Below are 25,936 nucleotides of genomic sequence, written 5' to 3'. Positions count from 1 at the left end.
CGAGCCCGCCGATGCCCGTGCGCTCCCTCGCCCCCCGCCTCCTCGCCGCGCTGCTGGCCACCACGGCCCTGACCCGGACGGCCCCGGCCCAGACCCTGCCGAGCGGCGGGCAGGTCGTCGCCGGCAGCGTCAGCATCGGCGCGCCGCGGAACGGCGCCCTCACCGTCACCCAGGCCAGCCCGAACGCCATCGTGAACTGGCAGGGTTTCTCGATCGGCCAGGGCGGCCGGGTCGAGTTCCGGCAGCCGGACGCGCAGGCGGCGATCCTCAACCGGGTGACGGGGACGACGCCCTCGACCATCGCCGGGCAGCTCACCGCCAACGGGCAGGTCTACCTCGTCAACCCGAACGGCATCGCGATCACCCCGACCGGCCGGGTCGAGGCGGGGGCCTTCGTGGCCTCCTCGCTGGGCATCACGGACGGCGACTTCCTGGCCGGGCGGCGGTCGTTCCGGGGCTCGGGCGCCTCGGCGCCGGTGACCCAAGCGGGGACGCTGACCATCGCCCGCGGCGGCTACGCGGCGCTGATCGGCGGGGAGGTGGCGAATTCCGGCGTGATCACGGTGCCGGCCGGCAAGGTCGGGCTGGGCTCGGGCGAGGAGGCGACTTTGGACCTCGCCGGGGACGGGTTCCTGCAGGTGGCGGTGCCGACGCGGCGGGCGGGCGCGGGCGCGCTGGTGGCCCATTCGGGGGTGATCTCGGCCGAGGGCGGCACCGTGACCCTGCGGGCGGCGGCGGCGCGGGAGATGGCGCGGCAGGCCGTGAACCTGTCCGGCGTGGTGGAGGCGCGCAGCTTCACGACCCGGGGCGGCACCATCCTGCTCTCGGGCGGGGACGGGCAGGTCGAGGTCGGGGCGGCGGCGCGGCTCGACGCCTCGGGCGGCCCGCAAGGGGGCCGGGTGCGGATCCGCGGCCGGGAGGTTTCGGTGGCGGGCCGGATCGAGGCCTCGGGGGCGCGGGGCGGCCGGGTCGGGATCCGGGCGGGCGAGAGCCTGGCGCTGAGCGGCGTCCTCGCGGCGGCGGGCCGGTCGGGTGCGGGCGGGAGCGTGGTGGCGACGGCGCCCGCCATGGCGCTGAGCCTGGCGCGGATCGACGTGTCGGGGGCGGCCGGGGGCGGGCGGGTGCGGCTCGGGGGCGGGCGCCAGGGCCAGGGCGGGCTGGCGCACGCCACGACGCTGAGCGTGGATGCGGGCAGCGAGATCCGGGCGGAGGCGACGGCGCGCGGCGCGGGCGGCGACGTGGTGCTGTGGTCGGACGGGCGGACCGACTTTTCCGGGACGATCGTGGCGACGGGCGGCCGCCTGGGCGGGGATGGCGGCGCGGCGGAGGTGTCGTCGAAGGGGGTGCTGGCCTATCGGGGCCGCACCGACCTGACGGCGCCGGCGGGTGCGGCGGGGACGCTGCTGCTCGACCCCTACGACCTGACGATCTCGGGCGCCGCCGATTCGGGCCTGTCGGGCTTCGCCGCGGCGGCGAACGACAGCGTGCTGAGCGTGGGCACGCTGCAGACCGCGCTGGGCAGCGCGAACGTGACGGTGACGACCGGGACGGGCGGGAGCCAGGCGGGCGACATCACGGTGGCCGACCCGGTGACGTGGAGCGGCGGCACGACGCTGACGCTGGCGGCGGCGCGCCACGTGGCGGTCAACGCGAACCTCACCGGGGGGACGGGCGCGCAGATCGTGCTGCGGGCGGATGCGGCCGGCAGCGGCACCGGCACGGTGACCTTCGGGTCCGGCGTGCAGGCGACGGCGTCGGGCGGCGTGGCGCTGTACTACAACCCGGCCGATTATGCGACGCCGACGAATTACGGGCCGAATGTCGGGACGGGGACGGTTCTGAGCGCCTGGATGCTGGTGAATACGGCGCAGAACCTGCAGGACATCAGCAAGAACCTGTCGGGCGGCTACGCGCTCGGCCGGGACATCGATGCGAGCGAGACGGCGGGCTGGAACAACGGGAGCGGGTTCGCGCCGCTTGGGAGCGACACCCGTCGGTTCAAGGGCCTGTTCGACGGCCAGGGTCACGTGATCACCGGCCTCCTGATCAACCGCGGGGGCACGTCCAATATCGGTCTGTTCGGTGTCGTGGATGGGAGCGCGGCGGTCCGCAACGTCGGGCTCGTCGGCGGCAGCATGACCGGCATCGGCAATGTCGGCGGGCTGGTCGGGACCAATTACGGCAGCATCAGCCAAGCCTCTGCCAGCGTCAGCGTGACGGGCGGCAGCGCTCTCGGCGGTCTGGTCGGGGCGAATTCGGGCAGCATCACCCAGGCCTACGCCACCGGCAGCGTGACGGGCGCCAACACACTCGGCGGCCTCGTCGGCAACAATGCCGGCAGCATCAGCCAAGCCTACGCGACCGGCAGCGTGACGGGCGCAAGCACGGTCGGCGGCCTCGTCGGGAACGTCACTTCCGGCACCATCACCCAGGCCTACGCGACCGGCAGCGTGACGGGCGCAAGCACGGTCGGCGGCCTCGTCGGGAACGTCACTTCCGGGAGCATCGGCCAGGCCTACGCCAGCGGCCGCGTGATGGGCACGGACACCGTCGGCGGCCTGGTCGGCAGCCTGCAATCCGGCGTCACCGTCACCGCCTCCTACTGGACCACGCAGACCACCGGCCAGGGAACCAGCGCCGGGGGCATGGGCACCGGCCTGACCACTGTGGGGGCGCGCCAAACGTCGAGCTACACCGGCTGGAACTTCACGACGGATTGGTACCAGGCCGGTGACCTGCGGCCGATCGGGCGCTGGGAGGCGGCGCAGCCGGGGGCGGACGGGGTGATCCCGATCGCCACCCTGCACCAGCTGCAACTGATGGGGGCGAATCTCGCCGGCCGCTACCGGCTCACCGCCGACATCGATGCCGGCGCGACGATGAGGGCGGCGGCGGGGGCCGACGCGAGCGGGGTGTTCGGCCCCGGCGGCTTCGTGCCGGTGGGCGATTACACCGCGCCGTTCAGCGGCAGCCTCGACGGCGCGGGCCACGTCATCACCGGGCTGACCATCGCCCGGTCGAGCCAGAGTTACGTCGGCCTGATCGGCCAGCTCGCGCCGGGCGGCGGTCTCACGCGGATCGGGCTGGTCGGCGGCAGCGTGTCGGGCTCCTCCAATGTCGGCGGCCTCGCGGGTTCCAACGCCGGGACGATCAGCCAAGCCTACTCCACGGCGTCCGTCTCCGCCTCCCGCAGCGCGGCCGGTGGCCTCGTGGGTTACAATTCCGGGATGATCAGCCAAGCCTACGCGACGGGCAGCGTGTCGGGCTGGACCCAGATCGGCGGCCTCGTGGGTTACAATTCCGGGCCGATCAGCCAAGCCTACGCGACGGGCAGCGTGACGGGCTCGAACCAGATCGGCGGCTTGGTGGCTTATAACGGCGGGACGGTCAGCGAAAGCTATGCCTCGGGCCCTCTGAGCGGCACAAGCGACATCGGCGGCCTGATCGGGACCGGCACCGGCAGCGTGACCTCCTCCTATTGGGACACGAACACGACCCTGCAGGCGAGCAGCGCCGGAGGAGGCACCGGCCTGACCACCGCGCAGGCGCGCGCCCAGGGCGGCTACGCGGGCTGGAACTTCACGACGGATTGGTACCAGACCGCGGACCTGCGGCCGATCGGGCGCTGGGAGGCGGCGCCGGCGGGCGCGGACGGGGCGATCCCGATCGCCACCCTGCACCAGCTGCAGCTGGTGGCGACGAATCCCGCCGGCCGCTACCGGCTCGCCGCCGACCTCGACGCGCGCGCCACCGCGGGCACCAACGCCGCCGACCTCTGGGGCGGGGGCGGCTTCGTGCCGATCGGGGACGCCTCGACCGGGTTCGCCGGCACCTTCGACGGCGGCGGCCATGCGATCGCCGGGCTCACGATCAACCGGCCCACCCTCGACAACGTCGGCCTGTTCGGCGTCACCGGCGCAGGCAGTCTCGTGCGCGGCATCGGCCTCGATGGCGGCAGCGTGACGGGCGGGAGCACGGTCGGCGGCCTCGTCGGAGCCAATTCCGGCCGCATCACCCAGGCCTCCGCGACCGTCAGCGTGACGGGCACCCGCACTGTCGGCGGCCTCGTTGGGTACAATAGCGGCAGCATCACCCAGGCCTCCGCGACCGGCGGCGTGACGGGCACCCGCACTGTCGGCGGCCTCGTTGGGACCAATGGCGGCAGCATCACCCAGGCCTACGCGACCGGCGGCGTGACGGGCACCCGCACTGTCGGCGGCCTCGTTGGGACCAATGGCGGCAGCATCACCCAGGCCTACGCGACCGGCGGCGTGACGGGCACCAGCACTGTCGGCGGCCTCGTCGGGGCCAGCGCCGGCAGCATCCTCCAGACCTACGCCAGCGGCCACGTGACGGGCACGGACGGTGTCGGCGGCCTCGTCGGGTCCAGCAATGGCACCGTCCTCGCGTCGTTCTGGGACACGGAGACCACCGGTCAGGCGGCCAGCGCCGGAGGAAGCGGCGCGACGGGTCTGACCACCGCGTCGGCGCGCCAGGCGGCGAGCTACGCGGACTGGAACTTCACGACGGATTGGTACCAGGCCGGTGACCTGCGGCCGATCGGGCGCTGGGAGGCGGCGCAGCCGGGGGCGGACGGCACCGCCCTCATCACCAACCTGCACCAGCTGCAGCTCGTCGCCGCGAACCTTGCCGGGTCCTACGTCCTGGCCGCCGATCTCGACGCGAGTGCCACGGCGGGCGCGGGTGCCGCCGACATCTGGGGCCCGGGCGGCTTCGTGCCGATCGGGACCCCGTCGGCGCGGTTCACGGGCCTGTTCGACGGCCGCGGCGGCGTGATCCGGGGGCTGACGATCAACCGGCCCAGCATCAACGTAGTCGGCCTGTTCACCGCCACCGGCGCGGGCAGCCTCGTGCGCGGCATCGGCCTCGTCGGCGGCAGCGTGACGGGCGGCCTCACCGTCGGCGGCCTCGTCGGGACCAATTCCGGCAGCATCACCCAGGCCTACGCGACCGTCAGCGTGACGGGCACCCGCAATGTCGGCGGCCTCGTTGGGTACAATAGCGGCAGCATCACCCAGGCCTCCGCGACCGGCCGCGTGACGGGCGGCGTCAATGTCGGCGGCCTGGTCGGCTTCAACTCCGGCGCCATCCGGCAGACCTACGCGAGCGGCCGCGTGACGGGCACGGGCGGTGTCGGCGGCCTCGTCGGGTCCAGCAATGGCACCGTCCTCGCGTCGTTCTGGGACACGGAGACCACCGGTCAGGCGGCCAGCGCCGGAGGAAGCGGCGCGGCGGGTCTGACCCCCGCGTCGGCGCGCCAGGCGGCGAGCTACGCGGGCTGGAACTTCACGATGGATTGGTACCAGGCCGGTGACCTGCGGCCGATCGGGCGCTGGGAGGCGGCGCAGCCGGGCGCGGACGGGGTGATCCCGATCTCCACCCTGCATCAGCTGCAGCTGATGGGGACGAATCTCGCCGGCCGCTACCGGCTCACCGCCGACATCGATGCCGGCGCGACGATGAAGGCGGCGGCGGGGGCCGACGCGAGCGAGGTGTTCGGCCCCGGCGGCTTCGTGCCGGTGGGCGATGAGACCGCGCCGTTCAGCGGCAGCCTCGACGGCGCGGGCCACGTCGTCACCGGGCTGACCATCGCCCGGCCGAGCCAGGATGCTGTCGGCCTGATCGGCAAGCTCGCGTCGGGGGGCGGTCTCACGCGGATCGGGCTGGTCGGCGGCAGCGTCTCGGGCTCCTCGCAAGTCGGCAGCCTCGTGGGCACCAACTCCGGGACGATCAGCCAAGCCTACTCCACGGCGTCCGTCTCCGGCAGCCAGACCGGCAGCCAAGTCGGCGGCCTGGTCGGGTTCAGCCGCGGCTGGATCAGCCAAGCCTACGCGACGGGCAGCGTGTCGGGGACGAGCAAGGTTGGCGGCCTCGTCGGGTACAATTCCGCGACGATCAGCCAAGCCTACGCCAGCGGCAGCGTGACGGGCGACAGCTTTGTCGGCGGCCTCGTCGGGGGCAACGCTGGCGGCAGCATCCAGCAGACCTACGCCAGCGGCCGCGTGACAGGCGGAGTCGGCGTGGGCGGTCTGCTGGGCTTCAGCATGGGCAACGTCTCGTCATCCTTCTGGGACACGGAGAGCACCGGTCAGGCGACCAGCGCCGGAGGAAGCGGCGCTTCGGGTCTGACCACCGCGTCGGCGCGCCAGGCGGCGAGCTACGCGGGCTGGAACTTCACGACGGATTGGTACCAGGCCGGTGACCTGCGGCCGATCGGGCGCTGGGAGGCGGCGCAGCCGGGGGCGGACGGCCCCGCCCTCATCACCACCCTGCACCAGCTGCAGCTCGTCGCCGCGAACCTCGCCGGGTCCTACGCCCTGGCCGCCGATCTCGACGCGGGCGCCACGGCGGGCGCGGATGCCGCCGACATCTGGGGCCCGGGCGGCTTCGTGCCGCTCGGCGGCAGCGCCGCGGGCTTCTCCGGTCGCTTCGACGGCCGGGGGCGCGCGATCTCCGGCCTGACCATCAACACGCCGACCTCGGACTTCGTCGGCCTGTTCGGCGCGGTGAGCGCGGCCGGCCGCGTCGCCCGGATCGGCCTCGCCGGCAGCCGCATCATCGGCCGTGACAAGGTCGGCGCCCTCGCCGGGTCCAGCGACGGGACGATCTTCCAGGCCTCCGCGACCGGCCGCGTCTCGGGCGGCACCGGCGTCGGCGGGCTGGTGGGCAGCAGTTCCGGCCGCATCGCCCAGGCCTCCGCGACCGGGAGCGTCTACGGGTCGGGCACCTCGGTCGGCGGGCTCGTCGGCGCGGTGACCGCCGGCACCCTCAGCCAGGCCTACGCGACCGGGGAGGTCACTGGCGGCGCCGATGTCGGCGGGCTCGTCGGCAGCAACGGCGGCAGCATCGCCCAATCCTACGCGTCGGGGCTCGTGGTCGCGCTCGCGGACCCGTCCAAGGCCGGCGGCCTGGTCGGGACCGGCACCGGCAGCGTGACCTCCTCCTATTGGGACACGAACACGACCCTGCAGGCGAGCAGCGCCGGAGGAGGCACCGGCCTGACCACCGCGCAGGCGCGCGACCAGGGCGGCTACGCGGGCTGGAACTTCACGAGCGACTGGTACCAGGCCGCGGACCTGCGTCCGATCGGGCGCTGGGAGGCGGCGCAGCCGGGGGCGGACGGCCCCGCCCTCATCACCAACCTGCACCAGCTGCAGCTCGTCGCCGCGAACCTCGCCGGGTCCTACGCGCTGGCCGCCGATCTCGACGCGAGTGCCACGGCGGGCGCGGTCGCCGCCGACATCTGGGGTCCGGGCGGCTTCGTGCCGATCGGGACCCCGTCGGCGCGGTTCTCGGGCCTGTTCGACGGCCGCGGCGGCGTGATCCGGGGGCTGACGATCAACCGGCCCACCCTCGACAACGTCAGCCTGTTCGGCGTGACCGGCCCAGGCAGCCTCGTGCGCGGGATCGGCCTCGACGGCGGCAGCGTGACGGGCAGGAGCAATGTCGGCGGCCTTGCCGGGAAAAATGTGGCCGGTACCATCACCCAGGTCTACGCCAGTGGCAGCGTGACGGGCGACACTTTCGTCGGCGGCCTCGTCGGGACCACTTCCGGCAGCATCACCCAGGTTTTCGCGACCGGCAGCGTGACGGGCGCCAGCTATGTCGGCGGCCTCGTCGGGTACACCTCCGGCGGCGGCATCACCCAGGCCTATGCCACCGGTAGCGTGACGGGCAGCAAGAATGTCGGCGGCCTCGTCGGGTACGCTGGCGGTAGCATCACTCAGGCCTACGCCAGCGGCCGAGTGACGGGCGACAGCGCGGTCGGCGGCCTCGTCGGGGCTGGCAGTGGCGCCCCCATCACCGCGTCGTTCTGGGACACGGAGACCACCGGTCAGGCGACCAGCATCGGAGGAAGCGGCGCGACGGGTCTGACCACCGCGCAGGCGCGCGACCAGGGCAGCTACGCGGGCTGGAACTTCACGACGGATTGGTACCAGACCGCGGACCTGCGGCCGATCGGGCTCTGGGAGGCGGCGCAGCCGGGGGCGGACGGGGCGATCCCGATCGCCACCCTGCACCAGCTGCAGCTGGTGGCGACGAATCCCGCCGGCCGCTACCGGCTCGCCGCCGACCTCGACGCGCGCGCCACCGCGGGCACCAACGCCGCCGACCTCTGGGGCGGGGGCGGCTTCGTGCCGATCTGGGGCGGCTCGACCGGGTTCGCCGGCACCTTCGACGGCCGCGGCCATGTGATCGCCGGGCTCACGATCAACCGGCCGACCATGGAGGCTGTCGGTCTGTTCAGTGTTGTGCAGAGCGGCGCGACGGTCTCCAATGTCGGCCTCGTCGGCGGCAGCGTAACGGGCGGCGACACTGTCGGCGGCCTCGTCGGGGCCAATTCCGGCCGCATCACCCAGGCCTACGTCACCGCCAGCGTAACGGGCGGCCGCACCGTCGGCGGCTTCGTCGGGAGCAATTCCGGCACCATCGCTCAGGCCTACGCCGCCGGCAGCGTGACGGGCAGCAGCGCTGTCGGCGGCTTCGTCGGGAATAACTGGAATGGTCTCGTCACCCAGGCCTACGCCGCCGGCAGCGTGACGGGCAACACCACTGTCGGCGGCTTCGCTGGAAGCAACAGGAGGACCCTCACCCAAGTCTATGCCACCGGCCGCGTGACGGCCAACAACCTTTCCGGCGGCCTCGTCGGGTCCAGCGGTGGCACCGTCCTCGCGTCGTTCTGGGACACGGAGACCACCGGTCAGGCGATCAGCGCCGGAGGAAGCGGCGCGAGGGGTCTGACCACCGCGCAGGCGCGCGACCAGGGCAGCTACGCCGGCTGGAACTTCACGCGCGACTGGTACCAGGCCGGCGACCTGCGGCCGATCGGGCGCTGGGAGGCGGCGCAGCCGGGGGCGGACGGCATCGCGACCGTCACCAACCTGCACCAGCTCCAGCTCGTCAACGTGAATCTCGCCGGGTCCTACGCCCTGGCCGGCGATCTCGACGCGGGCGCCACGGCGGGCGCGACCGCCTCCGACATCTGGGGCAGCGGCGGCTTCGTGCCGCTCGGCAATGGCATGGGCCCGTTCACCGGGCGCTTCGACGGCCGCGACCACCGCATCGCCGGCCTGACGATCAACGCGCCCTCGACCAGCTCGGCGGGCCTGTTCGGGATCATCGGTCCCACGGGCGAGGTCCGCAGCGTCGGGCTGGCCGGCGGCGGTGTCAGCGCGGCCGGCGATGCCGGGGGCTTGGCCGGAACCAACAAGGGCTTCGTCACCAAGGTCTTCGCCGACATCACTGCGCGCGCATCGACCTACGGCCGAGCGGGCGGTCTGGTCGGTTCCAACGCTGGGTCGGGGGCGCTGCGCGCCGTCTACGCCACCGGCGCCGTGTCCGGCAGCGACTTGATCGGCGGCTTGGTCGGCAGCAATGCCGGGATCATCATCCAGGCCTACGCCACCGGTCGGGTGTCCGCCAGGAGCGCGGCCGGCGGTCTGGTCGGCATCAACTCCGGCACCATCCAGCAGGCCTACGCGACCGGGAGCGTCACGGGCGGCACGACTCCCGACGCTCCCGTCGGCGGTCTGGTCGGCACCAACGCCGGCGCCATCCGGCAGACCTACGCGACCGGCAGCGTGACGGGCACCAGCACTGTCGGCGGCCTGGTCGGCAGCCTGCGATCCGGCGCCACCGTCACCGCCTCCTACTGGGACACGGAGGCCACCGGCCAGGCGACCAGCGCCGGGGGCATGGGCACCGGCCTGACCACCGCGCAGATGCTCGACACCCCCGGCACCGCCGGCGGGTTCACCGCCACCGCCACGGCGGTCGGATGGGATTTCACGACCGTCTGGGCGCGGCCGAACGCCTCCGCGGCCCAGTCGAGCGACGGCAAGACGCACACCGCCGAACTCTACGCCACCTCGGGCGTGGTGGCGCTCGATGCCTCGGCCAGCATGACCTACGGCGACACGCCGCCGACCCTCGCGCCGACCGTGTACGGCTCGGGGAGCGTCTTCGGCAACGTCGTGTCCGCGCTCCCGAGCGTGACCTCGAGCGTGACCGCACAGAGCAATGCGGGAACCTACGCGATCGGTCTGTCCGGGGGCAGCGGCACCTCCTGGGGCGGGCGGACCACCCGGTTCGTTTCGCCCGGCTCGGTCACGGTGGACCCCAAGACGCTGACGGTGTCCCTGACCGGCAGCGTCACCAAGACCTATGACGGGAGCGCGAGCGCCAGCCTGACGGGGCTCGGCCTCAACATCGTCAGCGGCCGCATCGGCCAGGACGACGTCCAGGTCGCGGGGGCGAGCGCCTCCTACGCGGATGCCAAGGCGGGCGCGGGCAAGTCCGTGACGGTCTCGGGCCTGACCCTGTCGGGGGCCGCGGCGGGCAATTACACGCTGGGCACCACGAACCAGGTCTCGGCGGCGATCGGCTCGATCGACAAAGCGACGCTGGCGGTCTCTCTGACCGGCGTGGCGCGCAAGACCTACGATGGCAGCGCGAGCGCCGGCCTGACGGGGCTCGGCTTCGACCTCGGCAGCAGCCGCATCGGCCAGGACGATGTCCAGGTCGCGGGGGCGAGCGCGGTCTACGCGGACGCCAAAGCCGGGACGGGCAAGTCCGTGACGGTGTCGGGCCTGACCCTGTCGGGGGTGGACGCGGACAACTACACGCTCGCCGCGCCCACGGCCTCGGCGGCGATCGGGACGATCGACAGGGCGACGCTGGCGGTCTCGCTGACCGGCTCGGCCAGCAAGACCTACGACGGCCGCACGAGCGCCGGCCTGACGGGGCTCGGCCTCAACATCGTCAGCGGCCGCATCGGCCAGGACGACGTCCAGGTCGCGGGGGCGAGCGCCTCCTACGCGGATGCCAAGGCGGGCGCGGGCAAGTCCGTGACGGTGTCGGGCCTGACCCTGTCGGGGGCGGACGCGGACAACTACACGCTCGCCGCGCCCACGGCTTCGGCGGCGATCGGTACCATCGACAAGGCGACGCTGACGGTGTCGCTGACCGGCGTGGCGCGCAAGACCTACGACGGCCGCGCGAGCGCCGGCCTGACGGGGCTCGGCTTCGACCTCGGCAGCAGCCGCCTCGGCCAGGACGACGTCCAGGTCGCGGGGGCGAGCGCGGTCTACGCGGACGCCAAGGCCGGGACGGGCAAGTCCGTGACGGTCTCGGGCCTGACCCTGTCGGGGGCGGATGCCGCCAACTACACGCTGGGCAGCACGAGCCAGGTCCAGGGTACGGTCGGCACGATCGACAAGGCGACGCTGGCGGTGTCGCTGACCGGCGTGGCGCGCAAGACCTACGACGGCCGCACGAGCGCCGGCCTGACGGGGCTCGGCTTCGACCTCGGCAGCAGCCGCTTCGGCCAGGACGATGTCCAGGTCGCGGGGGCGAGCGCCTCCTACGCGGATGCCAAGGCCGGGACGGGCAAGTCCGTGACGGTGTCGGGCCTGACCCTGTCGGGGGCGGACGCGGACAACTACACGCTCGCCGCGCCCACGGCCTCGGCGGCGATCGGCACCATCGACAGGGCGACGCTGGCGGTCTCGCTCGGCGGCGCGGTGCGCAAGGTCTATGACGGGACGGTCGCGGCGACGGTGGCGCCGGGCCAGCTGAGCCTCGGCGGCGTGGTGGGCCAGGACGTCGTGCAGGCGTCGGGCCGCGCGGTCTACGCGGACGCGAAGGCCGGGACGGGCAAGTCCGTGACGGTGTCGGGCCTGACCCTGTCGGGGGCGGACGCGGACAACTACACGCTCGCCGCGCCCACGGTCTCGGCGGCGATCGGCACCATCGACAGGGCGACGCTGGCGGTCTCGCTGACCGGCGCGGCCCGCAAGACCTACGACGGCAGCACGGCCGCGACGCTGAGCGCCGCGAACTACGCGCTCACGGGCCTCGTCCCCGGCGACGCGGTCTCGGTCGCGGGCAGCGCGGTCTACGCGGATGCCAAGGCCGGGACGGGCAAGCTGGTGACGGCGTCGGGCCTGACCCTGTCGGGCGCGGATGCGGGCAACTACACGCTGGGCTCCGCGACCGAGATCTCGGCGGCCCTCGGCACCATCGACAGGGCGACGCTGGCGGTCGCGCTCACCGGCGCGGTGCGCAAGACCTACGACGGCAGCGCGCTCGCGATGCTGGGCGCCGGGAACTTCGCGCTCGCGGGCGTCGTCGCAGGCGATGCCGTCACGGTCTCGGGCGCGGGTGGCACCTACGACACCGGGAATGCCGGGACGAACAAGCTGGTGCGCGCGAGCGGCCTCTCGCTCGCGGGCGCCGATGCGGGCAATTACGTCCTGGAGCGGACCTCCCTGTCCGGCGGGATCGGCACGATCGACCCGGCCACGCTGACGGCCTCCCTCCGGGGCAGCGTGAGCAAGACCTATGATGGCTCGACCGCCGCGATCCTGGCCGCCGGCAATTATGCCCTGGGGGGTGTGGTCGGGGCCGACGAGGTCAACTTGGTGTGGCCGGCGAACGGTGTTTACGACACCAAGGACGCCGGCACGGGCAAGACCGTGAGCGTGTCCGGCATCGCGCTCGCGGGCTCGGCGGCGGGCAATTACGTCCTGGCGCAGACCTCGCTGTCGGCCGCGATCGGCAGGATCCTGCCCGCTCCGTTGACGGTCACGGCCGGCAACGCCGCCAAGACCTACGACGGGCGGGTCTATTCGGGCGGGAACGGCGTGTCGTACGCGGGCCTGGTCGGTGGCGAGGATGCCTCCGTGCTCGGCGGCAGCCTGACCTATGGCGGGTCTGCCCAGGGGGCGCGGAACGCCGGCAGCTACGCGATCACGCCGGCCGGCCTGACCTCCGGCAACTACGCCATCACCTACGCACCCGGCACCCTCACGGTGACCAAGGCTCCGCTGACGGTGACGGCCGGCAATGCCGCCAAGACCTATGACGGGCGGGCCTACTCGGGCGGGAACGGCGTGTCGTACGCGGGCCTGGTCGGTGGTGAGGATGCCTCCTTGCTCGGCGGCAGCCTGACCTATGGCGGGTCGGCTCAGGGGGCGCGGAATGCCGGCACTTACGCGATCACGCCGGCCGGCCTCACCTCCGGCAACTACGCCATCAGCTACGCGGATGGCACCCTGACCGTGACCAAGGCTGCCCTCCTCGTCACGGCCGGCAACGCCGCCAAGACCTACGACGGGCGGGCCTACTCGGGCGGGAACGGCGTATCGTACGCGGGCCTGATCGGTGGTGAGGACGCCTCGGTGCTCGGCGGCAGCCTGACCTATGGCGGGTCTGCCCAGGGGGCGCGGAATGCCGGCACTTACGCGATCACGCCGGCCGGCCTGACCTCCGGCAACTACGCCATCACCTACGCACCCGGCACCCTGACCGTGACCAAGGCCCCGCTGACGGTGACGGCCAACGGCCTGAGCAAGACCTACGACGGGCAGGCCTTCTCGGGCGGGAACGGCGTGTCATACGCGGGCCTGGTCGGTGGTGAGGAGGCCTCGGTGCTCGGCGGCAGCCTGACCTATGGCGGGTCTGCCCAGGGGGCGCGGAACGCCGGCAGCTACGCGATCACGCCCGCCGGCCTGACCTCCGGCAACTACGCCATCACCTACGCACCCGGCACCCTCACGGTGACCAAGACCCCGCTGACGGTGACGGCCAACGGCCTGAGCAAGACCTACGACGGGCAGGCCTTCTCGGGCGGGAACGGCGTGTCGTACGCGGGCCTGGTCGGTGGCGAGGATGCCTCCGTGCTCGGCGGCAGCCTGACCTATGGCGGGTCGGCTCAGGGGGCGCGGAACGCCGGCAGCTACGCGATCACGCCGGCCGGCCTGACCTCCGGCAACTACGCCATCACCTACGCACCCGGCACCCTCACGGTGACCAAGGCTCCGCTGACGGTGACGGCCGGCAATGACGCCAAGACCTATGACGGGCGGGCCTATTCGGGCGGGAACGGCGTGTCGTACGCGGGCCTGGTCGGTGGTGAGGACGCCTCGGTGCTCGGCGGCAGCCTGACCTATGGCGGGTCTGCCCAGGGCGCCCGGAATGCCGGCAGCTACGCGATCACGGCCGCCGGCCTCACCTCCGGCAACTATGGCATCACCTTCGTCGAGGGCATCCTCACGGTCGCGCCGCGGCCGCTGACCGTCGCCGCCGATGCCCAGAGCCGAGCCTCCGGCCAGCCCAACCCCGTCCTCACCTACGCGGTGTCGGGACTCGGGCTGGTGGGCGGCGATGGCCTGGCGGGCCAGCTCGCCACCCCGGCGACGCCGGACAGCGCACCCGGCTCCTATCCGATCACCCAAGGTACGCTGGCCGCATCACCCGACTACGCGCTCACCTTCCTGAATGGCACCCTGACCGTGACGGAAGCGGTCGCGGCGGCCGGGTCCGCGCCGCCGGTCGGTTCGCCCGTCACCGCCAGCACCGTGACCCAGGTTCTGACCCTCAATCAGAGCCTGACGCCCTACACTCCGCCGGTCTTCCAGGGGGCGGGCCTGACCAGCTCCCAGGGAAGCCCGCTCAGCGATCCGCGCTTCGACACGCCCGTCGCCTGCCTGAGCCAGGCCGCCTGCTACATCACCCCGGCGGCCCCCCAGACCGGCTCCCCCTCCGCCGGCCGATGAGGATCCGGCGGAGTTAGGCCCGGAGAGGCCGCCGCCGCGTGCGGCGGCCTGGCGCCTCCTCCGCGACGGAGGAAGCGGCCGGTGAGCCTGCCCCGCTCCGGGGGCGGGCTCCCGTCATCCTTCACCGCGTCGGCCGACGAGTCGCCCACGCGGTCGATCGCGTCGCCTCGCCGAGCGCGGGGCGGCTCCCTGCGCCCTTGGAGCATTGCCCGATGTCGTTCCTGTCCTCCCTGCCGTCGCGCGGCATGGTTCTGCTGGCCCTCGCATTGTCCTCCGGCCCGATCTCCGGCGGGGCCGCCGCGCAGCCGGCGCAAGGCAAGGCCGCCGCCCCGGCCCAAGCGGCGCCCGCCTCCGTGCCGGCGGAGCCGGGCCTGACCACCGCCACCTTCGCCGACTGGGTGCTGCGCTGCCAGCGCCTCGTGGACGGGGAGAAGACGACGCGGCTGTGCGAGGTCGCGCAAGCGGTCCAGATCCAGGGCCAGGCCGCGCCGGTCGCCCAGGTGGCGATCGGCCGCGTGCCCGGCGAGGACGGCCTGCACGTGACGGCCGTGCTGCCGGTCAATGCGAGCTTCGCCTCCGGAGTCCGCCTGGCCGGGGAGGACAAGGACGGGAAGGACGGGGGAGCGCTGGACATGGCCTGGCGGCGCTGCCTGCCCGGCGCCTGCGCGGCGGAGGGGCCGGCCAAGGACGACGTCCTGAAGCGGTGGCGGGGGCCGATCGAGGCGAGCCGGCTGACGTTCAAGGATGCGGCCGGGCGGGAGGTCGCGGTGCCGATCTCCCTGCGCGGCCTGAGCCAGGCCCTCGACGCGCTGGCCAAGGAGCGCTCCTGAGCATCATTCGCCGAAGCGGTCACCGGTTCGGCGGCAAAAATCATGCGAAAACAAGAATCTCAGCAGAATTGCGCCATGCAGTTCTGCTGAGCGCCGAGCGGGCCGCTCGCACCGGGCCGCAGCCGGACGCGGTCCGCCTCGTCCCTCCTCGCGCGGGGGCGTCGGGCCGGGGACGCGGCCCGCCAAACGGAACGGGAGGGCCGAAGCCCTCCCGCGATCGTGTCAGCGTCCGAGGAAAATGGAGGCCAGTCGCTGGAACAGCCCCTTCGGCGGAGGCGGTGGGGGCGGCGGAGGTGCCGCTGGCTGCTCCGGACGGTTTCCTGTCTAGGAAACGTTGGCGGCGAAGGGGTGCTGCGCCGTCTTGTACTGCTGCGTGACCTCGGCGGCCGTCGGCTTGCCCTGGATGGCGCGCTGGATCGACAGCTTCGTGGCCTCGTAGTTGTACTTCTCGATCTTCGCGTCGTCCGCCGCTTCCCAGTGGATGAACACGCCGACCAGGATGTACAGGTCGTCGGCCTCGCTCGCCGGGATGATGCCCTCGGCCACGCAATCCTGCACGGCCTTGGCCACCGCGTGCTGCGCGGGGCCGAACATCTGCACCGCCTGGCGGGCGTCGTTGATCGTCACCTTGTTGAACAGCAGCGTGTTCGGCTTGCACGGCAGGTTCGGAGCCACCACCGCGAGCAGGCTGGTGAAGCCGTGCTTGTTGTTGGTGAGGCTGTTGCAGAAGGCCGTCTCGGCGGCGCTGCCGCGCGGGCCGATGATGAGGTCGATGTGGGCGACCTCGTTGCCGTCGCCGACGAGGGCTTCGCCCACCAGCACCTTGTTGATCGTCGCCATGCGGGGTTTCTCCCAGGAGTCAAAACGATGAGCCGCCCACGAAACAGGCGCGGCTGGAAGCGCGCCATCCTTGTTACGGCGTCCGGCCCTGCGGCCGAACCGGTTCCCGGATAGCGGGGCGGACCCTACAGCGGTGCCGGATCGCGAACAAGCCGCCAACCTCGCCGGGTGCGGCCATTTTCGACGATAAAAAAGGCATTGGCAGGTAAGGGCTTTCGACTTTTTGGCAGGTTGCCTTCCCCTGCGGTCAACCTGCCGAAACTTGGTCGCCTCTGAGCTGCATCAGCGCATCAAGGAACAGGGTCGCGACTGTCAGGTCGGCGCTCGTGCCCGGGTTGAGACCATCCTGCTTCAGGCGCCGATCATGGGCGAGGAGCACCGGGACGGCGGATTCTCCGAGGATGACGGTTCCGAGGGCGGCCTGCGCCTCCCGCCGCACGCGCTCGGCGCGCTCCGGCCCGAACTTGCGGGCGATGTGGCTGTCGGGAAAGCCCGTCAGGAAGGCGAGGTGGACGGCCGTGGCGGTCCAGGGCGGGGCGAGGCCCTCCGCGCGCGCGCGGGCGAGGGCCGGGAGCCCCGTCCCGAACAGGTCCTCGAACCCCGTCACGTAGGCGCGGGCGATGCGGTCGCGCCCCGCCGCCTCTGCCATGGCGGCGAGGAGCGGCGGCGGATCGCCCCCGCCCGCGACGTCGTGGCGGGCGGCGCGCCCGAGGCCGCCCGGATTGGCGCGCCGGATCGCCGCGAAGACGCCCGCCGCGTCGCGCCCGTCGAGCTCCGCCAGCACCGCCGCGAGGGCGTCGCGCAGCGGGCCGGTCCGCTCGGCCGCGGCGGCGAGGGGCGCGCAGAGCAGGACGATGCCCAGGTTGGTGTTCTGGCCGACCGCCGCGACCGTCGCCGCGACCGCCGCCTCGACCCGCTCCCCGACCCGCCGGCCGGGCGCCGCGAGGGGGCCGGCGGAGAAGGCGGCGCTGCGCTCGAAATCGGCCAGCGTCATGCGGTGGCCCTCGGCGAAGACGTGGACGTTGCCGGGCTTCAGCGCCGCGAGCTCCGCCCGGCAGGCGCCGCGATAGGCGGCGGCGATCGCATCCGGCTGCAGGGCCGGCTCCATCAGCCCTGCGCCACCAGGCGCGGCGGCGGGGCGGTCCGCGCCCGCACGGCCGCCAGGAAGCCGCGCGCGACCGTCTCGGCGATGTCGATCCCGGTGACCTGCTGCAGCCCCGACCAGGCCGGCATGCTGTTGACCTCCAGCACCAGGAAGCCGCCCTCCCCGTCCTCGACCAGGTCGACGCCCGTATAGGCCACGCCGACCGCGCCGGCGGCGGCCTCCGCCAGCTCCGCGGCGCGGGGCGGGACGGTCCAGGGCAGCGGCCGCCCGCCCCGGTGGACGTTGGTGATCCAGCCGTCGCCCTGCCGGATCATGCCCGCGACGGCGCGTCCGTCGCAGACGAAGACCCGGTAATCCTGCCACGCCCCGTCCCGCCGGGCGATGTAGCGCTGCAGGTAGTAGACGCGCCCGACCAGCTCCTCGGGGGGCAGCTCGTCCGGGGCGGCGATCAGTTGCAGGCCCTCGCCCTGCGAGCCGAACAGGGGCTTGAGCACGAGGGGGCGGCCGGGGCCGGCCTCGCGGGCGACGAGGGCGGCGGCGGCCTCGCGGCGCGACAGCACGAAGGTCTCGGGCGTCGGCACGCCGTGGCGGGCGAGCAGCAGGCTCGTCATCGCCTTGTCGACGGAGCGCTCGATGGCGGCGGGGCTGTTCCAGACCACGGTCCCGGCGGCGACGAGGGCGTGGAGCGCGCCGAGGCGCATCGTGGTGGCCTCGAAGGTGCCCCCCGCGATGGTGCGCAGCAGGACCCCGTCCGGGAGGCGGTCGCCGAAGCCCGGCACGTGCAGGGGCTCGGGACGGCCCGTCTCCACGGTGACGTCGGCGAGGGAGAACAGCACCGGCTCGGCGCCGAGCCGCGTCAGCGCCGCCAGCAGGCGCCCCTTGTGCCAAGCGCCGTTATCGGCCGCGAGCCCGATGCGCATCCGAGACGTCTCCAGGTTGACGGGGCCGGGACCGGCGCCCGACCCGGCGGCCCGCTCGATCCGACATCCGGCGGATTGCTGCGCCATGCGGATGTCGACTTCGCTCAAGCGCCGCGCGGGCGTGTCGGACGCTGTCCGGGCGTGATCGTCCGGACAGCGTCTGAGGCGCCCGGGCCGTGCAGGGCGAGGGCCGCCTCAGGCGAAGGACCGCTCCACCAGCTCCGGCACCAGCCTCCCGGCGCGGTGGCTGGTGCCGCTGAGGAGCGAGGTCACCACCACCTCGGCCGGGCTGAACAGGTGCTTGTCGATCGCGTAGAAGTCGCCGTTGAAGCGCGCGAAGATCTCCGCGAAGGGCGCGCCGTGGTCGCGCGAGGTGGTGCTCGGCAGGGCCTCGGCGAGGCCCCTGGCCTCGGCGTCGTCGGCCTCGACGAAGAGCTGCACCCGGCCGCCATAGATGATAGCGTCGTTGGTGCGGCCCATCGCCTGGATGAAGTCCGGGTGGGGCGGGCTCAGGGGCGCGGCCCCGATGCCGTCGACGACCTTCGCGAGGTCGAACCCCACCGAATGCGCCTTGTGCAGGGCGACCTCGAGCACCCGGGCGACGACCTGGGTGGCACCCGCGAGGCTCTGGGTCGGCGCGTAGATGAAGGTCACGGCGTCCGGCGTCACGCCCGCGGCCTCGGCCACCTTGGCGACGACGGAGGCGGGCGGCGCGCTCGCCGATTCGAGCACGAGGGCGATCTGCGCGGCGTGGTCCCTGTAGTGCAGCTCCTCGAACAGGTGCTCCGCTGCCGCCGCGGCCCGGCCGGGCCCGGAGCCGAGTGCGAAGAAGCCCGAGGAGCCGCCCTCGTCCGCGAGGCTCCAGCCTGCATATTGGCTGCCGAGGCAGGCGAGGACCGGATCGGCGCTGTGCACCGTGACCGTGACGGGCCAGGCCGCGACCGGGCCGGCGGGCGCGATCGTCACCGTGCCGAGACCCCCGAGGCAGATCTCGGCGATGCGCCGGCCGGCCTCGATCGAGCCGCGCGCCTGCGCGCCCGCGTCGACGAGGCGGGCCTCGCCGCTCTTCGCCGAGACGGACAGGCGCAGCTTGGCGGCGTCGGCGACCAGGGCCTCGACGAGCGGCGTCGCCAGGGCGTTCACGCTCGGGCGGACGGTGGTGGAACTCATGAACGATCTCCCTCGGGGGCGATGAGCGCCCGCACGGCATCGGCTCGGAATCGGACCTCGCTCAGGGCCGCCCGGGCGTCGGCCCCCTCGGCCCGCACCGTGCAGATCGGCGCCCCGGCGGGGATCCGGCTGCCGGCCGGCGGCCGGTCCATCACGAAATCCGGCCAGGCCACGGACGGCACCAGCGGGATCGGCCATGGGGCGTAACAGATCTGCGTGGCGGCCGCATCTACCGGAAGGGCCAGGGTCCCGCCGAGGCGGCCCGCCCAGGCCTCGACGTGCCGGGCGAGGAGCGGCTCCTCCCGCCGGTCGAGGATGTCGAGGGTGGCGCCCGGGCGCGGATTCACCTCGACCAGCCACCAGTCGGACCCCTCCACCACCAGGTCGGCGCTGGCGAGGCCGCGCAGGCCCGTCTCGGCCACGAGCGCCGCGAGCGCCGCCGCGGCCGCCTCGCGCACGCCCGCCGGCATGCCGCCCGGATCGACGGCGCCCGCGTAGCGGAACGGGCGCGCGGGCGTCGGGTCGGCCCATTGGGCGGTGTCGGCGACGACGCGCAGGTCGCGCCCGTCGGCCAGCACGGTCAGGGAGCGCGCCGTGCCGGGCACGAGGCGCTGCAGGTAGGCGCCCCGCGGCAGGGGGCCGGCCGGCGCCGGGCGGACGTGGCCGCCGCCCGAGGCGCCGCGGCGCTTGAGCAGCCAGCCGCGCGGGTCGTCCACCGGCGCGAGGGCGATCTCCGGGTGCGGGATGCCGCAGCGGGCGCAGAGGGCGGCGAGCCGCGCCGGGTGCTTGAGGGCCGCGACGGTGTCGGGCGCGGCGCCGATCAGGCGGTGGCGCAAGGCGAGGTCGCGCATCAGGGCGGGCGAGCCCTCGAAGCCGCTGCCGAGGACGAGGCCGAGGGGATCGCCGGCCTCGGCCGCGAGGGCCGCGAGGGCCTCGACGAGGGCGGCGCCGCGCGGACCCGTGCCGAACCGGCCGGGGACGCGCCGGTAGCCGGCGGCGAGGTCGCGCGTATCCGCGTCCCCGAACAGGTCGGCCACGTAGGGAAGCAGCCCGGCCCGCCGCGCCGCCGCCGCGAGCGCCCGGCCGGACTGGGCGGCGATCAGGATCGCGCCGCCGGCGCGGGGAAGAGGGGGAGCGGGATCGGTGGGCAAGGAAACGGGGCAATAAAACGGGGCAAGGAAACGGGGGTTCTCTGGAAGCCCCACCCCGCGGGCCGTGGTGGGTGCGCCGGCGACGCTCGCAGCACCCCGCCCGGTCCGGGCGACCGACGCCGCGGATCCCCGTTCGGCGTGTTCGAGCCTCGCCAGGGCGCCGACCTCAGCACGAGGCGGTCGAGACTTCCAGTCCACGGCGCGCGGGAGCGCCCCTCAGCCGGCGATCTCCACCGCCAGCCGGTACGCGTCGCGGAAATCGAGGCAGAGCGGCTCGGAGGAGGCCAGCATGCGGCGGAACAGGCCGGCCTGGGTCTTGTACTTCACGTCCCCGACCGCGAGCGCCCCGATCCCGACGCCCCGCCCGGAGGGGAGCGGCGCGCAGGCGGCGTTGACGTCGATGCCGGCGATTCCGGCGGGCGGCACGGCGTTCACGTCGGAGGCGACTTTCAGCTGCGGGGCGTGGTCCAGATCCTCCGCCGACAGGATCGCGACGCCGGCCGGCCCCGCCGAGAGGATCACGTCGGCCTGCGCGATAGCGGCGCGGCGGGCCTCGCCGCCGGCCCCGTCCACCGCCTCGACGTCGATGTCGAAGCGCCACTTCATGGTCGCGGCGATCTTGCTCACCCGCTCCTGCCCGTCATGGCCGACCAGGACCGGGCGGGCGCCCTCGATGGCGCCGATCACCGCCGCCACGTAGGCCACCACGCCGGCCCCGCCGAAGATCACGATGCGCTGGCCCGGCAGGCCCTCGCCGAACCGGTCGCGCAGGGCCTTGTTCACCTGCGCCACCATCGCGGCGCCCGTGGTGAAGGAGCCGGCCGGATCCGCGAAGACGTGGTTGACGAAGGGCGGCACGAAGGCCTTGCGGGCCCGGTCGACCATGTCGAGGGCGTCCTCGGCGTTCTTGCCGGCGATGAAGAGGCCGGTGCGCGCCCCGTCCTGCGGCGCCCGCGAGAAGATCGAATCCTGCACCAGCGGCCCGACCTCGGTCAGCGTCACGCCCGTGTAGGCCGTCACCACCTCGAACCCCGCATCGACCGCCATGTTCACGTCGAACGGGCTCATGTGCTTCAGCGGCGTCAGCATGTGAAGGATCGAACGGGCCATGGCGCGGATCTCCTCCGTGGTCTGTCCTAGGGTCGTCTCGGCCATTCCCAACAGGCCGAGCCGGCCACGACGGCCTCTGCCGGGGCCTGTGCCGCCCCCGTGCCGGGAACGACTGCTAGTTTGCCCCGCCCCCCGTTGATAGACCTTTTCTGACCGGAGCGGACCCCGACCATCGTCCGCCCTCATCGGTACCGGCGCTCACGCCTGCGCGGGGGCCGGCTCCCGCGTGACCGCGGCGCCGCGGTTGCGTCCGCGCGCGACGAGCAGCGTCAGGCCCGGGTGGCTCCGCCGCAGCCGGGCGGCCAGCGCCTCCGCCTCGGCGGCCGAGCCCAGGAGGGCGAAGCCGGTCGGCCCCCAGGAGCTCTGGCCGAAGCCGGGGATGCCGAGCGCCTCGATCTCCGCGAGGGCGGCGGCGACCGCGCGGCTGGCGAAGCGCCCGCCCTGATGGGGGGCGAAGTAGTCGCCGATGCGCCGCTGGATCTCGGTGATGCCGCGGCCGAAGGGCTCGATCGTGCCGGCGACGGCGGCGGGCAGCACCTGCATCAGCACGATGCGGCAGATCTCGGCCGCCTCCCCGGCCGGGAAGCGCGGCAGGGCCTGGAACGCGTGCCGCTCCTGCGCCCCGTGCACCCCGGTCTCGGCCGGATCGAGCAGGAGCAGGATCCGCCACGCCTCCGGGTAGGGCAGGCGCGCCACGATCGGCGGCGGGGCGCCGCCCGCGTCGCGCCCGCCATCCACGATCAGCCCGCCGGTGACGAAGGCCGCGAGGCCCACGCCCGAGCGGTTGCCCCGGTCGAGCGCGTCGGCGAACGCGGCCGGCGCGAAGGCCGCCCCGTGCAGGGCGGCGAGGCCGGCCGCGACGCTGAGCGCGAGCTGGGTGCCCGAGCCGAAGCCCGCATGGGCCGGGATGCCCGCGCGGAGCCGGAAGGCGCCCGCCGCCGGCACGCCGATCTGCCGGGCCGCCGCCTCGGCGTAGCGGCGGATGCGCTCGCGCTCCGGGGCGAGGGCGGCCCCGTCGGCCTCGACCGCGAGGTCGGGCGCGGCGGCGACGGTCAGGTCGATGGACGGCGCGTCCACGGCGACGCCGATGCTGCCGAAGCGCCGGCCGAGGCCGCCGTGGAGATCAAGGAAGCCGAAATGCAGCCGGGCCGGCGCGTGCACCCGCACCATCTCCCGCCCTGTGCCCGCCCGATCCGCCAACCCGAACCCCTGCCTGATCCCGCAGCCCGCCGAACCGGCCGGTCCCGCGAAGGGCCGGCGCGCGCGAGGGCGAATCCGGGACTCTGCAGCGCAGTGTCCCATACCGCGCCCCTGGAGGGCAACGCAGCTGCGCATGTGAAATTCGGCGGCCGCGCCGCCCGGACTTTCGGGGGGTCTTGCCTGCGCCGAGGGCGGGATGCAAACGTCGGCCGCGGCGCGGGGCAGACCGTGCCGCGGCATCCGCGCGAGGCGGCGACCGCGCGAGGCGGCGACCGACGCCCCCGCGGATCCCTGCAGAGCCGGCGCGAGGCCGGCCAATCGGGCGAGGGCGGATGACGGCCTGGGTGAAAGGGCAAGCGACGGATCCCGACGCGGCGCTCGCCGCGGCGGCCGATCTGCTGAGAGGCGCCCGGGCGCCCGTGGTGGCGGGCCTCGCGGCCGACGTGGCGGCGGTGCAGGCGGCGTTCCGTCTCGCGCGAGTCCTCGGCGCCTCCCTGGATCCGGCGGCCTCGGACGACCTCTACGCCGATCTCGGGGCGCTGGCCGCCGCCGGCACCATGGCGACCACGCCCGCCGAGGCGGTGGCGCGGGCCGACCTCGTGCTGGTGGTCGGCGACCGGGCCGCGGAGGCGCCGCTCCTCGCCGACCTCGCCGCCTCCGGCCCCAGCCGCGGCCGGGCCGCGGGGGCGGGCCGCAGCATCCTCTCGCTCGCCTCCGGCCAGGGGGCCGACTTCGCGTCCGGCGCGGCGGGGCTGCCCGCCGCGATCGGGCTGCTGCGCGCCCTGGTGGCCGGGCGGATCGGCGCCGCGGCGCCCCTCGCCGACCTCGCCGCCCGCCTGCGCGGCGCCCACTACGCCGTGCTCCTCTACGATCCCGGCGAGGTCGGGGCACTCGGGTCCGAGATGCTGAGCGGCCTCGCCAAGGACCTCAACGAGGCGACCCGGGCCTTCGCCCTGCCCGTCGCGGGCGCGGATCAGGGCCGCGCGGTGACGCAGGTCGCCGCCTGGACCACCGCCCAGGGGCCGCGGGTCGGCTTCGGCCGCGCCCGCCCCGAGCACGATCCCTGGCGCTTCGACGCCGCCCGGCAGGCCCGCTCCGGCGAGATCGACGCGGCCCTCTGGCTCGCCGCCCTGCCGGCTCCCCGGCCCGCCTGGACCGCCGCCGTGCCGACCGTGGCCCTGCTCGGCGCCCCGCGCGGCGACGAGGCCGAGATCGTGCTCGCGGTGGGCGTGCCCGGGCAGAGCCACGGCGGCGCCCTCTGGCACCCGCGCCGGGCGGCGATCGCCTGGCACCCCGCCGCCGCGCCCGGTCCGGCGCCCTCCGCCGCCGCGGTGATCGGCGCCCTGCACGACCGCCTCGCGCCCGCCCCACCGCCCGTCACCCTGGAGCGCTCCGCCTCATGCTGACCCGTATCAGTGGCGGCCGGGTCGTCGATCCGACCGCCGGGCGCGACGCCGTCGGCGACGTCTGGATCGAGGACGGCCGCATCGTCGAGGCGCCCGACCGCGCCCCCGACGAGATCCTCGACGCCTCCGGCTGCGTGGTGATGGCCGGCGGCATCGAGGTGCACTCGCACATCGCGGGCGGCAACGTGGTGCTCTCCCGCCTGCTGCTGCCGGAACTCGGCGTCGCCGAGGCCGGCGGGGCCGGGAGCCCGCACGGCTCGGGATCGGAGATCGGCGCCCTGTACGCCCGGATGGGCTACACCACCGCCGTCGAGCCGGCGATGCCGCCCGTCAACGCCCTCGCGACCCAGCTCGAACTCGCCGACATCCCGCTCCTCGACCGGGGCGGGCTCTGCGTGATGGGCAACGACGACCACCTGCTCCAGCTCCTGCGCGACGGGGCCGGGCCGCAGGCGGTGCGCGACCTCGTGGCGCTCAACCTCGCCACGACGCGGGCGCTCGGCGTGAAGGTGATCAATGCGGGCGGGGCCGACGCCTTCAAGGACGGCGCCGTGCGCTTCGGCCTCGACGACGAGGTGCCGGCCTACGGGCTGACCTCGCGGCGGATCCTGACCGGGCTCCTCGACGCGGTCGAGGCGATCGGGGTGCCGCACCCGCTCCACGTCCATTGCAGCAATCTCGGCCTGCCGGGCGCCGACGACAGCTTCGTCGAGACCCTCGCGGCCGCCGAGGGGCGGCGCATCCACTTCGCGCACGCCCAGTTCTACGCCTACGCGGCGGTCGATCCCCAGAACCCCCTCGGGGGCGGCTTCACCTCGGCGGCGCCGCGCCTCGCCGAGGCGATGACCCACCACCCCAACGCCACGCTGGACGTCGGCCAGGTGGTGTTCGGGCAGACCTGCACGATCTCCCTCGACATCCTGCGCCAGTTCGCGGGCCGCAAGGGCGCGAGCCCGAGGAAGTGGATCGTCACCGCGGGCGACGCGGAGGGCGGCGGCATCATCCCGTTCCGCTACCGCGACCGCGGCCCGACCTCCTCGCTGCAATTCGCCATCGGGCTCGAACTGATGCTGCTCTCGCCCGATCCCGAGCGCACGATCCTGACCACCGATCACCCGAATGGCGGGCCCTTCACGGCCTATCCGCGCATCCTCCACCTGCTGATGGACAAGGAGGAGCGCGACCGCGAGCTGGCGAGCCACCCCAAGGTCGCGGCGGAGCGCTCGGGCCTGCACGCGCTCACGCGCGAGTACGACCTCCTCGACGTGGCCAAGCTCACCCGCTCGGGGCCCGCCAAGCTCCTCGGCCTCACCGACCGCGGCCACCTGCGCCCCGGCGCGCGGGCCGACATCGCGGTCTACCGCGACGGGCGCGACCGGACGGCGATGTTCGGCAGGGCCCACCGGGTGTTCAAGGACGGGGTGGTGATCGTGGAGGACGGGGCCGTGGTGGCGGCGCGCGCGGGCCGCACGCTCAGCGTCGCGGTCGAGGCGGATCCCGGCATGGCGCGGCGGACCGACGCCTACCTGCAGGGGCGGTTCGGCGCCGGGCTCGACAGCTTCTCGGTGCCGGACGAGGCCTTCGCGGCGCGCGAGACCTTCGAGAGCGTGGGGCTGCGGGGCTGA

At 74.2% G+C, this 25,936-nt stretch carries 11 protein-coding genes; 4 read left to right on the top strand and 7 right to left on the bottom strand.

What is annotated here, in order from left to right:
• The first annotated feature begins 11 nt into the window (after nucleotides 1–11).
• Together QA634_RS29200 and QA634_RS29195 are read left to right on the top strand one after the other, a co-directional pair.
• Nucleotides 12–14,579, top strand: coding sequence for a beta strand repeat-containing protein (locus QA634_RS29200; protein ID WP_012335451.1), 14,568 nt, complete (start codon nucleotides 12–14; stop codon nucleotides 14,577–14,579).
• 212 nt (nucleotides 14,580–14,791) lie between these two features.
• Entirely contained in the window at nucleotides 14,792–15,409 is a 618-nt protein-coding gene (locus QA634_RS29195) for an invasion associated locus B family protein (RefSeq protein WP_012335450.1), read from the top strand.
• A gap of 324 nt (nucleotides 15,410–15,733) precedes the next feature.
• On the opposite strand, the gene fae is transcribed toward QA634_RS29195, so the two are convergent.
• The 7 genes from fae to QA634_RS29160 all read right to left on the bottom strand — a co-directional run bounded on the left by fae (nucleotide 15,734) and on the right by QA634_RS29160 (nucleotide 22,875).
• The gene (gene fae, locus QA634_RS29190) at nucleotides 15,734–16,249 is read right to left on the bottom strand and encodes a formaldehyde-activating enzyme (protein ID WP_012335449.1); all 516 of its coding nucleotides are present in this window, start codon (nucleotides 16,247–16,249) and stop codon (nucleotides 15,734–15,736) included.
• A gap of 247 nt (nucleotides 16,250–16,496) precedes the next feature.
• Nucleotides 16,497–17,357 (bottom strand): triphosphoribosyl-dephospho-CoA synthase, encoded by an 861-nt coding sequence (locus QA634_RS29185; RefSeq protein WP_012335448.1) that lies wholly within the window; start codon nucleotides 17,355–17,357, stop codon nucleotides 16,497–16,499.
• Nucleotides 17,357–18,274, bottom strand: coding sequence for an ATP-grasp domain-containing protein (locus QA634_RS29180; RefSeq protein WP_012335447.1), 918 nt, complete (start codon nucleotides 18,272–18,274; stop codon nucleotides 17,357–17,359). The genes QA634_RS29185 and QA634_RS29180 overlap by 1 nt, the downstream gene beginning before the upstream one ends.
• Before the next feature lie 195 nt (nucleotides 18,275–18,469).
• The gene (gene mch / locus QA634_RS29175) at nucleotides 18,470–19,444 is read right to left on the bottom strand and encodes a methenyltetrahydromethanopterin cyclohydrolase (protein ID WP_012335446.1); all 975 of its coding nucleotides are present in this window, start codon (nucleotides 19,442–19,444) and stop codon (nucleotides 18,470–18,472) included.
• Nucleotides 19,441–20,595, bottom strand: coding sequence for an ATP-grasp domain-containing protein (locus QA634_RS29170; RefSeq protein WP_012335445.1), 1,155 nt, complete (start codon nucleotides 20,593–20,595; stop codon nucleotides 19,441–19,443). Before QA634_RS29170 ends, mch begins: the two co-directional genes overlap by 4 nt.
• Before the next feature lie 216 nt (nucleotides 20,596–20,811).
• The gene (locus tag QA634_RS29165) at nucleotides 20,812–21,705 is read right to left on the bottom strand and encodes an NAD(P)-dependent methylenetetrahydromethanopterin dehydrogenase (protein WP_012335444.1); all 894 of its coding nucleotides are present in this window, start codon (nucleotides 21,703–21,705) and stop codon (nucleotides 20,812–20,814) included.
• Nucleotides 21,706–21,903: 198 nt separating this feature from the next.
• A complete protein-coding gene (locus QA634_RS29160; RefSeq protein WP_012335443.1) occupies nucleotides 21,904–22,875 on the bottom strand; it encodes a beta-ribofuranosylaminobenzene 5'-phosphate synthase family protein in 972 nt (323 codons plus the stop codon).
• Nucleotides 22,876–23,237: 362 nt separating this feature from the next.
• Between QA634_RS29160 and QA634_RS29155 the strand changes: the two genes are divergently transcribed.
• Nucleotides 23,238–24,311 (top strand): tungsten-containing formylmethanofuran dehydrogenase subunit B, encoded by a 1,074-nt coding sequence (locus tag QA634_RS29155; RefSeq protein ID WP_012335442.1) that lies wholly within the window; start codon nucleotides 23,238–23,240, stop codon nucleotides 24,309–24,311.
• Nucleotides 24,305–25,936, top strand: a complete 1,632-nt coding sequence (locus QA634_RS29150; RefSeq protein WP_012335441.1) for a formylmethanofuran dehydrogenase subunit A — start codon at nucleotides 24,305–24,307, stop codon at nucleotides 25,934–25,936. The genes QA634_RS29155 and QA634_RS29150 overlap by 7 nt, the downstream gene beginning before the upstream one ends.

The organism is Methylobacterium sp. CB376 (genome assembly GCF_029714205.1).
Lineage (GTDB): Bacteria > Pseudomonadota > Alphaproteobacteria > Rhizobiales > Beijerinckiaceae > Methylobacterium.
Note: the sequence above shows the minus strand (reverse complement) of the source record. Positions and strands in the feature narration are given on the sequence as shown.